The 12,177-nt window shown below is 69.9% G+C and carries 11 protein-coding genes; 5 read left to right on the top strand and 6 right to left on the bottom strand.

Annotated features, from left to right (window positions below; all coding sequences use genetic code 11):
- Positions 1–29 precede the first annotated feature (29 nt).
- Complete coding sequence (locus C3942_RS05880; RefSeq protein WP_104229429.1) at positions 30–992, bottom strand: alpha/beta hydrolase; 963 nt, start codon at positions 990–992, stop codon at positions 30–32.
- A 111-nt stretch (positions 993–1,103) separates the two neighbouring features.
- On the opposite strand from C3942_RS05880, the gene C3942_RS05875 reads away from it, so the two are divergent.
- A complete protein-coding gene (locus C3942_RS05875) occupies positions 1,104–2,135 on the top strand; it encodes an AraC family transcriptional regulator (protein ID WP_165797342.1) in 1,032 nt (343 codons plus the stop codon).
- Positions 2,136–2,147: 12 nt separating this feature from the next.
- Here C3942_RS05875 and C3942_RS05870 read toward each other — a convergent pair whose 3' ends face one another.
- The 3 genes from C3942_RS05870 to C3942_RS05860 all read right to left on the bottom strand — a co-directional run bounded on the left by C3942_RS05870 (position 2,148) and on the right by C3942_RS05860 (position 7,957).
- On the bottom strand, positions 2,148–3,560 hold the full coding sequence (locus C3942_RS05870; protein WP_104229427.1) for an efflux transporter outer membrane subunit: 1,413 nt from the start codon (positions 3,558–3,560) through the stop codon (positions 2,148–2,150).
- Positions 3,553–6,675, bottom strand: coding sequence for an efflux RND transporter permease subunit (locus C3942_RS05865; protein ID WP_104229426.1), 3,123 nt, complete (start codon positions 6,673–6,675; stop codon positions 3,553–3,555). The genes C3942_RS05870 and C3942_RS05865 overlap by 8 nt, the downstream gene beginning before the upstream one ends.
- A gap of 151 nt (positions 6,676–6,826) precedes the next feature.
- Positions 6,827–7,957, bottom strand: coding sequence for an efflux RND transporter periplasmic adaptor subunit (locus C3942_RS05860; RefSeq protein ID WP_104229425.1), 1,131 nt, complete (start codon positions 7,955–7,957; stop codon positions 6,827–6,829).
- Between the two features lie 205 nt (positions 7,958–8,162).
- Here C3942_RS05860 and C3942_RS05855 point away from each other — a divergent pair, with 205 nt between their 5' ends.
- Genes C3942_RS05855 through C3942_RS05845 form a run of 3 tightly spaced genes read left to right on the top strand, consistent with a single transcriptional unit; the run spans position 8,163 to position 9,681 of the window.
- Positions 8,163–8,795, top strand: a complete 633-nt coding sequence (locus C3942_RS05855; RefSeq protein ID WP_104229424.1) for a TetR family transcriptional regulator — start codon at positions 8,163–8,165, stop codon at positions 8,793–8,795.
- Positions 8,796–8,845: 50 nt separating this feature from the next.
- Positions 8,846–9,187, top strand: a complete 342-nt coding sequence (locus tag C3942_RS05850) for an SANT/Myb-like DNA-binding domain-containing protein (RefSeq protein WP_104229423.1) — start codon at positions 8,846–8,848, stop codon at positions 9,185–9,187.
- Between the two features lie 14 nt (positions 9,188–9,201).
- Positions 9,202–9,681, top strand: coding sequence for a DUF6882 domain-containing protein (locus tag C3942_RS05845; RefSeq protein WP_104229422.1), 480 nt, complete (start codon positions 9,202–9,204; stop codon positions 9,679–9,681).
- Between the two features lie 9 nt (positions 9,682–9,690).
- Here the strand turns inward: C3942_RS05845 and C3942_RS05840 are convergent, their stop codons facing one another.
- Positions 9,691–10,731 carry a DUF5924 family protein gene (locus C3942_RS05840; RefSeq protein ID WP_104229421.1) on the bottom strand — a complete coding sequence of 347 codons (1,041 nt, stop codon included), beginning with the start codon at positions 10,729–10,731 and terminating at the stop codon, positions 9,691–9,693.
- Positions 10,732–10,821: 90 nt separating this feature from the next.
- Here C3942_RS05840 and C3942_RS05835 point away from each other — a divergent pair, with 90 nt between their 5' ends.
- Positions 10,822–11,562 carry a queuosine precursor transporter gene (locus C3942_RS05835; protein WP_104229420.1) on the top strand — a complete coding sequence of 247 codons (741 nt, stop codon included), beginning with the start codon at positions 10,822–10,824 and terminating at the stop codon, positions 11,560–11,562.
- Between the two features lie 75 nt (positions 11,563–11,637).
- On the opposite strand, the gene C3942_RS05830 is transcribed toward C3942_RS05835, so the two are convergent.
- On the bottom strand, positions 11,638–12,171 hold the full coding sequence (locus tag C3942_RS05830) for a GspH/FimT family pseudopilin (protein ID WP_279330984.1): 534 nt from the start codon (positions 12,169–12,171) through the stop codon (positions 11,638–11,640).
- Between the last annotated feature and the right edge of the window lie 6 nt (positions 12,172–12,177).

The following is a 12,177-nucleotide window of genomic DNA, read 5'->3' as shown; positions in this document are numbered from 1 at the left end:
GCGGCTTTCGTGCCGATCCCGTCCGAAGCTCAGGCCTTGCGGCAACGCGCGATCACACCGTCCACGTCCGCCTGCAGCATCTCGCGCCGCACGAAGTGCGCGCCCGGCAGTTCGTACCACTCGTGCGGGATGCCCCGCCCGGCCAGCAGGCCGCGGAACTCGCGCTGGCCGGCGCGCACGAAGGTCTCGTTGACGTCCTCGTCGAGGCCGCAGACCAGGAAGATGCGCTTGTTGTAGTAGCTGTTGAGGCGCTCCACCGGGTTGTCGGCGGTCACGCGGCCCTGGTCCCAGAAGGGATCGCCGTAGAGCGAGCCGCCACCCAGTTCGGCGAACTTGGCGCTGGTGTTGGCCCAGTGCACCACCGCGCCGGCATCGCGTCGCAGGCTCGCCGGGCCGGAGTGCGAGCTGACCGAGCAGAAGTGGCCGTAGTACTTGGCCGCGTACTTCAGCGCGCCGAAGCCGCCCATGGAGAAGCCGGACACCGCGCGGCCGTCGTGCTCGGCATAGGTGCGGAAGTTGGCGTCGATCCAGGGGATGAGCTGGTTGAGGTGGAAGCTCTCCCAGTTCCTGGCGCCGGAAAAGGATCTCACCGGATTGCTGTACCAGCCGGCGGTGCCGCCGTCGGGCATCACCACGATCAGCTTGCGGCCGGCGGTGAGTCCGATGATGTCGTCCTCCAGGTGGAACTTGCGGAAGTCCTGCGCGCCGCCGTGCAGCAGGTACAGCACCGGATAGCGGCGCCAGGTCTCCTGGTAGTAGCCGTCGGGCAGCAGGACGTTGATGCCGGGCTGCCAGGAAATCTGGCTGGTGGCGAAGCGGTAGTACTCCAGGCGACCCGACGCCGCCTGGTCGGTGATGGTCAGGCCGAAACCGTTGCCCGCCGCCTGCGCTGTGCCCGAAAAGGACAGCCATGGTGCCAAAGCGGCCAGCGCGCCGGCGCCGCCCGCGGCCTTGAGCAGGCGGCGTCGGCTCATCTGATGCGGGGTCTGCATGACGTCTCCTCCGTGATCTGTTGTGGCCGCACTATTGGCCGCAGAAGGTCCGTTGTCAGTGGCGCCTCGGGACGAGATGATGGTCATCTCGGGCCAGGGAGTAGACGCGGCATGAGACCGGATGATCTCGGCAGACCGTTCGTACCGGTGGTCTACGGCGTGCTGATCCAGGACGTGGCGGAACGCCATGGCGTGGATCGCGCGGCGCTGCTGGCCGCGGCCGCGGTGCCGCAGGCCTTGCTCGACGATCCCAACGGCCGGCTCACGCAATTGCAGGCCGGCACCCTGCTGTACCAGGCCGTGGCGCTGAGCCGCGAGCCGGCGCTGGGCTATGAGATCGGCCTGCACAGCAGCCTGACCTCGCACGGCCTGATGGGCTACGGGATGATCAGCTCGTCCACGCTGCGCGAGGCGATCGAGCTGAGCGTGAAGTTCCTGCAACTGCGCCTGCCGATGTTCCGCATGCGGCTGTTCACGGACGGCGGGCATGCGGCCATCGAGATCTCCGAGGCGATGCCGCTCAACGCCGCCGTGCGCCAATGCCTGCTGGATCTGTTCCTGGTCGGCATGTCGCGCGTGGCGCCGGCGCTGACGGGTCATCGCATGCCGGAGATCCAGCTGTGGTTCGACAGCCCGGAGCCGCCGTACTACGCGCGCTACCGCGAACGCCTGCCGCCGATGCGTTTCGACATGGGCTCCAGCCAGCTGCGCTTCCGCTCGACCTACCTGGACCTGCGGCCCGACACGGCCAATCCGGTGACGGCCCGGATGGTGGAGGAGCAATGCCGGCGCGAGCTGGAGCAGCTCGGCTTCGCCGGCGACATTCCGGGGCAGGTGCGCGCGATGCTGCGTGACGCGCAGGGCGACTATCCGGGCCTGGAACGGATCGCGCGGCGGCTGCACATGTCCAGCCGCACGCTCAAGCGCAAGTTGAAGGAGCACCGCACCAGCTTCCACCGGCTGCTGGAAGAAACGCGCCGCGCCGAGAGCATCCGCCTGCTGCGCAGCACGGCCCTGTCGGTGGAGCAGATCGCGGAACGGCTGGGCTACTCGGACACCAGCAACTTCTGCCGCGCCTTCCGCAAGTGGACCTCGGCCTCGCCCAATGTCTTCCGCGCGAAGGATGCCGCGCCGGGGCCCTGAGCTTGGGCTTCATCAGGCACCTGTGCCGCGCTCGCGCAGGCCGCCGCCCAGGGCACGGTACAGGTCCACGAGGTTCAGCAGCCGCTGCTGGCGCGCCTCCACCAGGTCCTGCTCGGCATCGAACAATTCGCGCTGCGCATCCAGCACATCGAGATAGCTGGCGATGCCGGCCTTGTAGCGCTGCTCGGCGAGCTGCAGGCGATCCGCCTGGCCCTGGCGCAGGCGCTCCTGTGCCTCCACCTGCTCCTCGAAGCTGCCGCGCGCCGCCAGCGCGTCGGCCACTTCACGGAAAGCCGCCTGGATGCTGCGCTCGTAGCCGGCCACGGCCAGGTCGCGGTCGACCTGCGACACGCGCAGGTTGGCGCGGTTGCGGCCGGCGTCGAAGATCGGCAGCGTGATCTGCGGCACGAAGGACCAGCTGCGGCTGCCGGCTTCGAACAGCTCCGACAGCTCCGGCGAGGCGCTGCCGATGCCGGCGGTCAGGGAGATGCGCGGGAAGAACGCGGCGCGCGCGGCACCGATGCTGGCGTTGGCCGACTGCAGGCGCAGTTCGGCGGCGCGCAGGTCCGGACGCTGCGCCAGCAGCTGCGAAGGCAGGCCGGCAGGCAGGTCGGCGACGAACTGCTGGTCCGACAGCAGGGACGCATCCTCGCCCCGCGCCACCGGCGCGCCCACCACCAGGCTCAGGGCATTGCCAGCCTGGGCACTGCGGCGCGTCAGCGTGGCCACCGCCACGCGGGCCGACTCCACCAGCGTCTCCACCAGCTTGAGGTCCAGCGCCGAGGAGGCGCCGGCCTCGTAGCGCTGGCGCGCCAGCGTCAGTGCCTCGCTGCGCGCCTCCAGGGTCTTGCGGGCGAGGTCCATCTGCTCGCGCAGTGCCAGGTCCGCAAGCCAGGCCTTGGCCACCTCGGCGATCAGCGCGATGCGCGCGGCATCGCGCGCCTCTGCCGTGGCCAGGTACTCCGCCAGCGCGGCATCCTTGAGGCTGCGCACGCGGCCGAACAGGTCCAGCTCGAAGGCGGTGATGCCCAGGCCCACCTGGTACTCGCTGCCGGTGACGGCGGCGCCGGTGGCGCTCAGGTCGGCCGGCGTGCGGCCGCGCGTCAGGCTGCCCTGCGCGTCGATCTGCGGCAGTTGCCCGGCACGCTGCACGCGGTACAGCGCCTGGGCGCGTTCGGCATTCAGCACCGCCGTGCGCAGGTCGCGGTTGTTCTCCAGCGCGGCGGCGATCAGGGCCTGCAGGCGCGCATCGGTGAACATCTCGCGCCAGCCCAGTTCCACGGCGTCGCGGGCCGGCACGCTGTCGCCGGCCGGGTACTGCGCGGCCACCGGCAGCGCAGGCCGCTCGTAGCGCGGTGCCAGCGTGCAGCCGGCCATCGCCAGGGCCAGCGTCCAGGCGCCGAGGCGGAAGATCGTCTTACTCATGGACAGGCTCCAGTGCGGGTGCGGCGCGCCGCGAGACCAGCCGCTTCACCACCACGAAGAACACCGGCACCAGGAACACGGCCAGCACGGTGGCGGCGATCATGCCGCCCATCACGGCGGTGCCGATGGCGCGCTGGCTGGCGGAGCCGGCGCCGTCGGCGATCACCAGCGGCAGCACGCCGAGGATGAAGGCCAGCGAGGTCATGATGATGGGGCGGAAGCGCAGCTTCACCGCCTCCAGCGTAGCCTCGACCAGGTCCCGGCCCTGCTCGTGCAGGTCCTTGGCGAACTCGATGATCAGGATGGCGTTCTTGGCGGACAGGCCGATGATGGCGATCAGGCCCACCTTGAAGTAGACGTCGTCCGGCATGCCGCGCAGGGTCACGCCCAGCACCGCGCCGAGCACGCCCAGCGGCACCACCAGCATCACCGCGAAGGGAATCGACCAGCTCTCGTAGAGCGCCGCCAGGCACAGGAATACGGCCAGGAAGGACAGCAGGAACAGCGCCGGTGCCTGCGCGCCGGAGAGCTTCTCCTCGCGCGACTGGCCGGACCATTCGTAGCCCACGCCCCTGGGCAGCTGCGCCACCAGGCGCTCCACCTCCGCCATGGCCTCGCCGGTGCTGTAGCCGCTGGCGGCGTCGCCGGTGATGCCGATGGTGGGGAAGCCGTTGTAGCGCATCAGCTGCACCGAGCCGGGAATCCAGCGCGATTGCACGAAGGACGACAACGCCACCATCTCGCCGCGGCCGTTGCGCACGTACAGTGCCGCCAGATCCTCCGGCTGCATGCGCGCCTCGGCCACCGCTTGCACGATCACGCGCTGCTGGCGCCCCTGGCTGGGGAAGTCGTTGACGTAAGCCGACCCCAGCGCGGTGGAAAGCGCGGTGTTGACGTCGTCGAAGGACACGCCCAGCGCGCTGGCCTTCTCGCGGTCCACGTCGAGCTGCAGCTGCGGCGCATCCTCCAGGCCCTCGACGATGACATTCATCAGCACCGGACTCTTCTGCGCCATCTCCATGAACTGGTTGCGCGCCTCGATCAGCTTGTCGCGGCCCAGGCTCCCGCGGTCCTGCAGGCGCAGGGCCCAGCCGGTGGCGCTGCCCAGTTCCGGGATCGGCGGCGGCACGATGCTGAGGATGTGCGCGTCGCGCACGCTGGACAGCGCGCCGTTGGCCTTGCCGGCCAGCGCCATCGCGGATTCCTCCTTGCTGCGCTCGCTCCAGTCCTTGAGGTTGGCGAAGCCCAGCGCCGCGTTCTCGCCGGCGCCGGCGAAGCTGAAGCCCACCACCGTGACCAATCGCGACACCGCCGACTCGGCGCCGAAGAACTGCTCCACCTGCTCCACCACCTGCTCGGTGCGGTGGATGCTGGCGCCCGGCGGCAACTGCACCAGGGTCAGGGTATAGCCCTGGTCCTCGGTCGGCAGGAAGGAGCTGGGCAGGCGCAGGAACAGCCAGCCCAGGCCCACCAGCAGCACCGCGTAGACCAGCATGTAGCGGCCGGTGCGGCGCAGCACGCGCGCCACGGAGCCGTGGTACTGGGCGGTGGCGCGCTCGAAGCGGCGGTTGAACCAGCCGAAGAAGCCGCGCTGCCGCTCATGCTGTCCCGGGGCGATCGGCTTGAGCAGCGTGGCGCAGAGCGCCGGCGTCAGCGTCAGCGCCATCAGCGCGGAGAAGACCATCGACGAGGCCATCGACAGCGAGAACTGCTTGTAGATGGCACCCACCGAGCCGCCGAAGAAAGCCATGGGGATGAATACGGCTGTCAGCACCAGGGTGATGCCGACGATGGCGCCGGTGATCTGGCCCATGGCCTTGACCGTGGCGTCGCGCGGCGACAGGCCCTCCTCGCGCATGATGCGCTCGACGTTCTCCACTACCACGATGGCGTCGTCCACCAGGATGCCGATGGCCAGCACCAGTCCGAACATGGTCAGCACGTTGATCGAGAAGCCCAGCGCCAGCATGGTGACGAAGGCGCCGGTCAGCGCCACCGGCACGACGATGGTGGGGATCAGCGTGGCGCGCAGGTTCTGCAGGAACAGGTACATCACCAGGAACACCAGCACCACGGCCTCGAGCAGGGTCTTGACCACCTCCTTGATCGAGATGCGCACGAAGCCGGAGCTGTCGTAGGGGATGTCGTAGCTGAAGCCCTCGGGGAAGTAGGTCTTCAGCTCCTCCATCTTCTCGCGCACCGCGTCGGCCGTGGCCAGGGCATTGCCGGTGGGCGTGAGCTGCACGCCGATGGCGGCCAGCGGGCGGCCGTTGAGGCGCGCGGTGGCGGCATACTCCTGCCCGCCCAGTTCCACGCGGGCGACGTCGCGCAGCCGCAGCACCGAGCCGTCCGGGTTGGCGCGCAGCAGGATGTTGCCGAAGGCCTCGGGCGTGGTGAGCTGGCCGGTGACGACGACGCTGTGGGCGATCTGCTGCGTGTCCGGCGAGGGCTGGCCGCCGATCATGCCGGCCGCCACCTGGGCGTTCTGCTTCTCGATGGCGGCGACGATGTCGGCCGGCGTCAGGTTCAGGCCCACCAGCTTGGCCGGGTCGATCCACACGCGCATCGCGCGCTCGGTGCCGAACAGCAGCGCCTGGCCGACACCGGGCAGGCGGCGGATGCTCTCGATGACGTTGCGCGAGATGTAGTCGCCCAGCACCACCGGATCGATCTTCGGGTCGCTGGACGACAGCGTCACGAACAGCAGGAAGTTGTTGGTGGCCTTGTTGACCTGCACGCCCTGCTGGCGCACGGCCTGCGGCAGGCGCGCCTCGACCCGCTTCAGGCGGTTCTGCACGTCCACCGAGGCGATCTCGGGGTTGGTGCCGACACGGAAGGACGCGGTGATCGTGGCCTGGCCGTTGCTCTGGCTCTTGGACTCGACGTACTCCAGGCCCTCGGCGCCGTTGAGCTCCTGCTCGATCAGGCTGGTGACGCTTTCGTCCAGGATCTTGGCGGAGGCGCCGGGGTAGGTCGCGGTGATGACGACCGCCGGCGGCGCGATGGTCGGGTACTGCGAGATCGGCAGCTGCGTGATCGCCAGGCCGCCGGCGATCAGGATGAACAGCGAGATCACCCAGGCGAAGATCGGGCGATCGATGAAGAAACGGGCCATGGCTTGTGAACCTCTGGAGGAACCGCCGCCCGCGCCGGGCCGGACCCGGTACGGGCGGCGGTTGGTGATCTACGTTGGGGCTATGCCGCCTCGATGGCCGGCGTCACCCCCCGGGGCCGCCCGGTCGGAGCGGACGGTTTCAGGACATCCGCTAGGGCGTCTTCGGCGGCGGTTCGGTGGCCGCGACCTGCGCGCCCGGCCAGGCCACGGGCTTCACGTCGGCCCCCGGCTGCACGCGCTGCAGTCCATCCACCACGATGCGCTCGCCGGCGGCGAGGCCGGAGGCGATGACCCACTGGTCGCCATGGGCGGCGCTGACCTGCACCGCGCGGCGCTCGGCCTTGCCGTCCTTCACCACCCAGACGCTGGCACCGTCGCCGGCGCGCACCACGGCCTGCTGCGGCACCGTGATGGCGTCGCGCGCCACCGCCTGCTGCAGGCGGGCGCGCACGTACATGCCGGGCAGCAGGCTGCGGTCGGGGTTGGGCACCTCGGCGCGCAGCGCGATGGTGCCGGTGCCCTCGTCGACGCTGACCTCGCTGAACAGCAGGCGGCCCGGCAGCGGATGCTCGCGGCCGTCCTCGGTGAGGATCGTCACCTGCGCCGCGCCATCCTCCGCCGCGCTGCCGCTTTCCAGTGCGCGCTTCAGGCGCAGGGCGTCGCTGCTGGACTGGGTCAGGTTCACGTAGACCGGGTCGATCTGCTGCACCGTGGCCAGCGGCGTGGCCTCGTTCTGGCCCACCAGGGCTCCTTCGGTGACCGCCGCACGGCCGATGCGGCCGCGGATCGGTGCCGTGACGGTGGCATAGCCCAGGTTCAGGCTGGCGGTTTCCAGCGCCGCCTCGGCCAGGTTCACGTCGGCCTGGGCCAGTTCCCGGGCGGCCACGGCGTCGTCGTATTCTTGCTGGCTGATGGCGCGGGTCTCCACCAGGGAGGCATAGCGCTCGGCCTTGAGCCGGGCCAGCTTCAGCGTGGCCTGGGCGCGCGACAGGCTGGCCCGGGCACTGGCCTGGGCGGCGCGCAGCGGCGCGGGGTCGATCTGGAACAGGCGATCGCCGGCCCTCACCTCGCTGCCTTCCTCGAACTCGCGCTTCAGCACGATGCCGGCCGCCCGCGCCCGGACCTCGGCCACCCGGGAGGCCTCGACCCGGCCCGGCAGTTCCGCCACCAGGGGAATGGCACTGGCGGCCACGGTCAGCACGCCCACTTCCGGAGCTGCCGGTGCCGGGGGCGCCTCGGCCCGGGTGCAGGCCGCCAGGGCGCTGATTGCGAACGCGGCCATCCCTACTGCAAACGGAGTGGTGCGGAGAAGACGGGGACCTTTCATGATGCGCACTTGGGGACTGGGGGGACAGGGCCATTATATTCATTCATGAATGAATGTAAAATGACGATCCCTGCCCGTTGTACAGCCGCAACAGGGAGGGGCCCGCCCGCCAGCCGGGGCCGGGACCCTGTGGCGAGCCGTGATCGAGGATTGAAGGCCGATGGCCAAGCGCAGCAAGGAAGAGGCACTGGAAACCCGCGAACGCATCCTGGATGCCGCAGTCCAGGTCTTTCACGCCCGGGGGGTATCGCGCCCCTCGCTGTCCGACGTGGCCGAACTGGCGGGCGTGACCCGCGGCGCGGTCTACGGCCACTTCAAGAACAAGGCCGACCTGTTCGACGCCCTCTGCGAGCGCGTGCGCCTGCCCACCGAGGTGGTCTGCGAGGGCCGCCAGATGATCCAGGAGGACGATCCCCTGGGCGAACTGCGCATCACCTGGCTGGTGGTGCTGTACAACGCCGTGGGCGACTGGCAGCCGATCCTCGACATCATCTTCCACCGCTGCGAGATCGTGGAGGAGAGCGGCGGCATCCGTGAGCGCCTGCTGGCCGGCCACGCCGAAGCCGCCGAACAGATCACCGGGCTGCTGACCCGGGCCGTGGCGCAGGGGCAGCTCTCCCCGGACCTGGACATCCCGCTGGCCGCGGTGATGGCGCACGGCACCCTGGCCGGCCTGCTCAGCAACTGGCTGCTGGCGCCGCAGTCCTTCGACCTGGCCGAGCACATGGAGCGCTGCGTGGACGTGGTGATCGAGACCCTGCGCAGCAACCCGGCGCTGCAGAAGCCGGCCTGAGGGCCGCTTGATGTTGCAGCGCGGCGCGGGCCACGGCAGCATTCCGCGCCATGGAACCCACCCAAGCCCTCAACATCGTCCGCGCCCTCGCCGCCGGCACCGATCCCGCCACCGGCGAAGTCTTTTCTCCCGAAAGCCCCTACCAGCAGCCGGACGTGATCCGGGCGCTGGGGCTCGCCGTCACCGCCCTGCAGCAGGCCGCCAACGCCGCCCGCAAGCACCAGAAGCTGCCCGCCGCCACCGGCAGGCCCTGGACGCCCGAGGAAGACCAGGCCCTGGTCGCCGCCTTCGAGTCCGGCAGCACGCCCAAGCAGCTCGCCGCCGCGCACGAGCGCACCAACGGCGCGGTGCGCTCGCGGCTGATGAAGCTGGGCAAGCTCGACGTCCGCTGACCCGGAGCGGACGCATGACGGAAGAGGAGTTCGAGGCTTTCGTCGATGCGGCCCACGACGAGCTGCACGACAAGCAGCAGGCGCTGGCCGACCGGCACGGCATCGGGAAGTTCGCGCGCTGGTGGTTCGACCAGAACATCGGCCGCCTGCAGTTCTTCGACGCCGACGACCGTCTCGCCCTGGAGGCCGAGGTCATCGAGGCCGGCAGCTACTCCCCGCGATCCAACACCTGGATGTGGGCCTGGGCCAACCCGAGCCTGCTGGCGCCGCTGCGGGAACGCGCGAGCCGGCTCCGGGCGCTCGAGGAACTGACGGGCTACGAGATCTTCGGGCGCGACCACGCCTTCGAGATCGAGGACGAGGCCATGGCCTGGGAGCTGGCGGCCATCGCGGTGAAGCACCTGGGGGCGATGGGCTGCTACCGCGCGCCCTCCTCGAAGCAGGACGGCCCGCGGACCTTCTTCGCCCTCATGGGCCTGCACCGCCGCCCGTAGCGCCGCCCTTCACCGCACGCGGAAGCGCATCTCCCCGATCAGCTGCCCGCCGTCGGTGATCACCTGCACCTTCCAGTCGCCCGTGCTGTCCGCCGGGAAGCCGGTCTTGCGCGTCCAGGCGCGGTAACCCTGCTCGCGGCCGCCCTCGATGTGCAGCGGGATGCGGTCCACTTCCCGGCCCTCGTGCAGCCAGCGGTGGAAGACCTGCTCGCGCAGGCCGCGCGGCGCGCGGATGGCGCTGTAGGCATACAAGCCGCCGGCGTTGAGATCGGCCGCGCTGATCTCGCGCAGCGGCGGGCCCGGCTCGCGCGCCGGCTCGTCCACCTGCCGGCTGATCACGCCCTGGTTGATCCATAGCGTCACCGGCGGCACCCAGGGACCGTAGAGCCAGGCCAGCAGGCCCAGGCCGGCAGCCCCGGCGAAGGACGCCAGCCAGTGACGCAGCCGGCGCTGCGGGATCAGCTGCGCCAGGCTCGGCACCGCCAGCACCGCTACCGCCGCCGCCGCCCAGGCCAGCGTCTCGGTGGTGGTCAGGTGCACGAAGGTGGGCAGCAGGATCAGCGTCGCCACGTAGACCGACAGCGCGTGGTAGGCCAGGAACACCGAGGGTCGCCCGGTCATCCGGTGGTGGTAGACCGGGTCCCAGCAGGATGCCAGCGCCGCCAGCAGCACCGCCGCCGTGAACAGCGCCTGTATCGAAGTCCAGGTGGTGGTGTGCAGCAGGAAGGGCAGGGAGAAGAAGAAGGTTTCCTGGTGGATGCCCTGCGTGACGAAACGCAGCAGCCAGGGCGAGGCATGGCCCCATTGCGGCCGCAGCCGCGCCAGCCACTGCCCCAGCGTGCCCTCCGCCAGGATCATCAGCCAGCCCAGCAGCAGGAAGCCCGCCAGCCACAGGCCCATGACCTCCTGCCGGTTGATCAGGAAGAAGCTGCCCACGCCCAGCGCGAAGTTGGCCGGCGCCCACCAGCGCCGGCAACGCCACAGCCAGCGTTCCAGCCGCGGTGCGGAGGGAGAGGGCGCGGCAGGGGCAGGGGTGGAAACGTCGGTCATCGTCGAAGTGTAGCGGGCAACGGCGCCGCGCCTGTGGGGCCCACCAGCATCCCGGTGTAAGCTGAACCCCGACTGACTCCAGGGGCGACGATGAACACGCAGGCCGTACCGGCACAGGGCTTCAAGTACTACGACTTCCTGCTCGGCGGCATGGTCGCGGTGCTGCTCTGCTCCAACCTGATCGGGCCGGGCAAGGTCTGCACCGTCACGCTGCCCTTCATCGGCGAGTTCGCCTTCGGTGCCGGCAACCTGTTCTTCCCCATCGGCTACATCTTCGGCGACGTGCTCACCGAGGTCTACGGCTATGCCCGCGCCCGCCGCGCCATCTGGGCCGGCTTCGCCGCCATGCTGTTCGCCACGCTGATGTCCGCCATCGTCGTCGGCATGACGCCCAGCCCCCACGAGCCCTGGAACGCCACCCTGCAGCCGGCGCTGGAAGTGGTGTTCGGCAATACCTGGCGCATCGTGGCCGCCAGCATGCTGGCCTACTGGGCCGGCGACTTCGTCAACTCCTACGTCATGGCGCGCATGAAGGTGCGCTTCGGCGGCCGCCACCTGTGGATGCGCACCATCGGCAGCACCTTCTGCGGCCAGGGCGTGGATTCGCTGATCTTCTACCCGCTGGCCTTCTACGGCATATGGACCAACGACGCCCTGCTCGCCGTGATCGCCTTCAACTTCGCCTTCAAGCTCGGCGTGGAAGTGGCGATGACGCCGCTGACCTACTTCGTGGTGAACCGCCTGAAGAAGGCCGAGGGCGTGGATACCTTCGACACCGACACCGACTTCACGCCGTTCTCGCTGAAGGACGAGGGCGTGAACCGGCGGTAAGCGGAGCGCTCAAGGCTTCCGTTGCGTTCGGCGGTCGCGGCGCCTGACCACGGGGCCATTGCAGTAGCGGCGGCGCTACGGACAGGCGCCGGTGGTCGTCTTGGTGATGCTGCCCCGGCCGGTGGCCGTGAGCGTCAGCACGCGCTCTTGGTTGCCCAGCGGACGCTCCCGGCAGATCTTGAACACCTGCGCCGTTGCAGCGGCTCCCGTAGGATCAAAGTTCAGGGTCGTAGCTCCTCCCTGGGCGATGACCCGGACGCCCGCGGCGGCGCTGCCCTCGGCCTGCAGCACCAGGCGGTTGCTTCCTCCCGCCGTGCAGTTGATGTTGTCGCTGGTGGCACAACTGACGATCCAGCCCTGCTCCCATGTCCCGCCGCAGCTGCTGCCATTGGAGGACGGACACAGCGCGACAACCGCGTTGCGCTTGATGGCCTCGCTGCGGGCCGCGACGGTGGCGACCAGCAGGCTGTTCGCGGTCGCTCGCAGTTCGGAGGCAAGGGCGGCCTGCCGGAAGGAAGGGATGGCGATACCCATCAGGATCCCGATGACGGCGATGGTGATGAGCAGTTCCATCAGCGAGAATCCACGCGCCGGCTCTTTTCGGGACATGGCGGA

It is taken from the genome of Solimonas fluminis (assembly GCF_002930645.1).
Classification (GTDB): domain Bacteria; phylum Pseudomonadota; class Gammaproteobacteria; order Nevskiales; family Nevskiaceae; genus Solimonas_A; species Solimonas_A fluminis.
Note: the sequence above shows the minus strand (reverse complement) of the source record. Positions and strands in the feature narration are given on the sequence as shown.

What these genes read in the sequence shown, in the direction of transcription:
- C3942_RS05880 (WP_104229429.1), bottom strand. Translation starts at nt 992, where the DNA reads ATGCAGACCCCGCATCAGATGAGCCGACGCCGCCTGCTCAAGGCCGCG.
- C3942_RS05875 (WP_165797342.1), top strand. Translation starts at nt 1,104, where the DNA reads ATGAGACCGGATGATCTCGGCAGACCGTTCGTACCGGTGGTCTACGGC.
- C3942_RS05870 (WP_104229427.1), bottom strand. Translation starts at nt 3,560, where the DNA reads ATGAGTAAGACGATCTTCCGCCTCGGCGCCTGGACGCTGGCCCTGGCG.
- C3942_RS05865 (WP_104229426.1), bottom strand. Translation starts at nt 6,675, where the DNA reads ATGGCCCGTTTCTTCATCGATCGCCCGATCTTCGCCTGGGTGATCTCG.
- C3942_RS05860 (WP_104229425.1), bottom strand. Translation starts at nt 7,957, where the DNA reads ATGGCCGCGTTCGCAATCAGCGCCCTGGCGGCCTGCACCCGGGCCGAG.
- C3942_RS05855 (WP_104229424.1), top strand. Translation starts at nt 8,163, where the DNA reads ATGGCCAAGCGCAGCAAGGAAGAGGCACTGGAAACCCGCGAACGCATC.
- C3942_RS05850 (WP_104229423.1), top strand. Translation starts at nt 8,846, where the DNA reads ATGGAACCCACCCAAGCCCTCAACATCGTCCGCGCCCTCGCCGCCGGC.
- C3942_RS05845 (WP_104229422.1), top strand. Translation starts at nt 9,202, where the DNA reads ATGACGGAAGAGGAGTTCGAGGCTTTCGTCGATGCGGCCCACGACGAG.
- C3942_RS05840 (WP_104229421.1), bottom strand. Translation starts at nt 10,731, where the DNA reads ATGACCGACGTTTCCACCCCTGCCCCTGCCGCGCCCTCTCCCTCCGCA.
- C3942_RS05835 (WP_104229420.1), top strand. Translation starts at nt 10,822, where the DNA reads ATGAACACGCAGGCCGTACCGGCACAGGGCTTCAAGTACTACGACTTC.
- C3942_RS05830 (WP_279330984.1), bottom strand. Translation starts at nt 12,171, where the DNA reads ATGTCCCGAAAAGAGCCGGCGCGTGGATTCTCGCTGATGGAACTGCTC.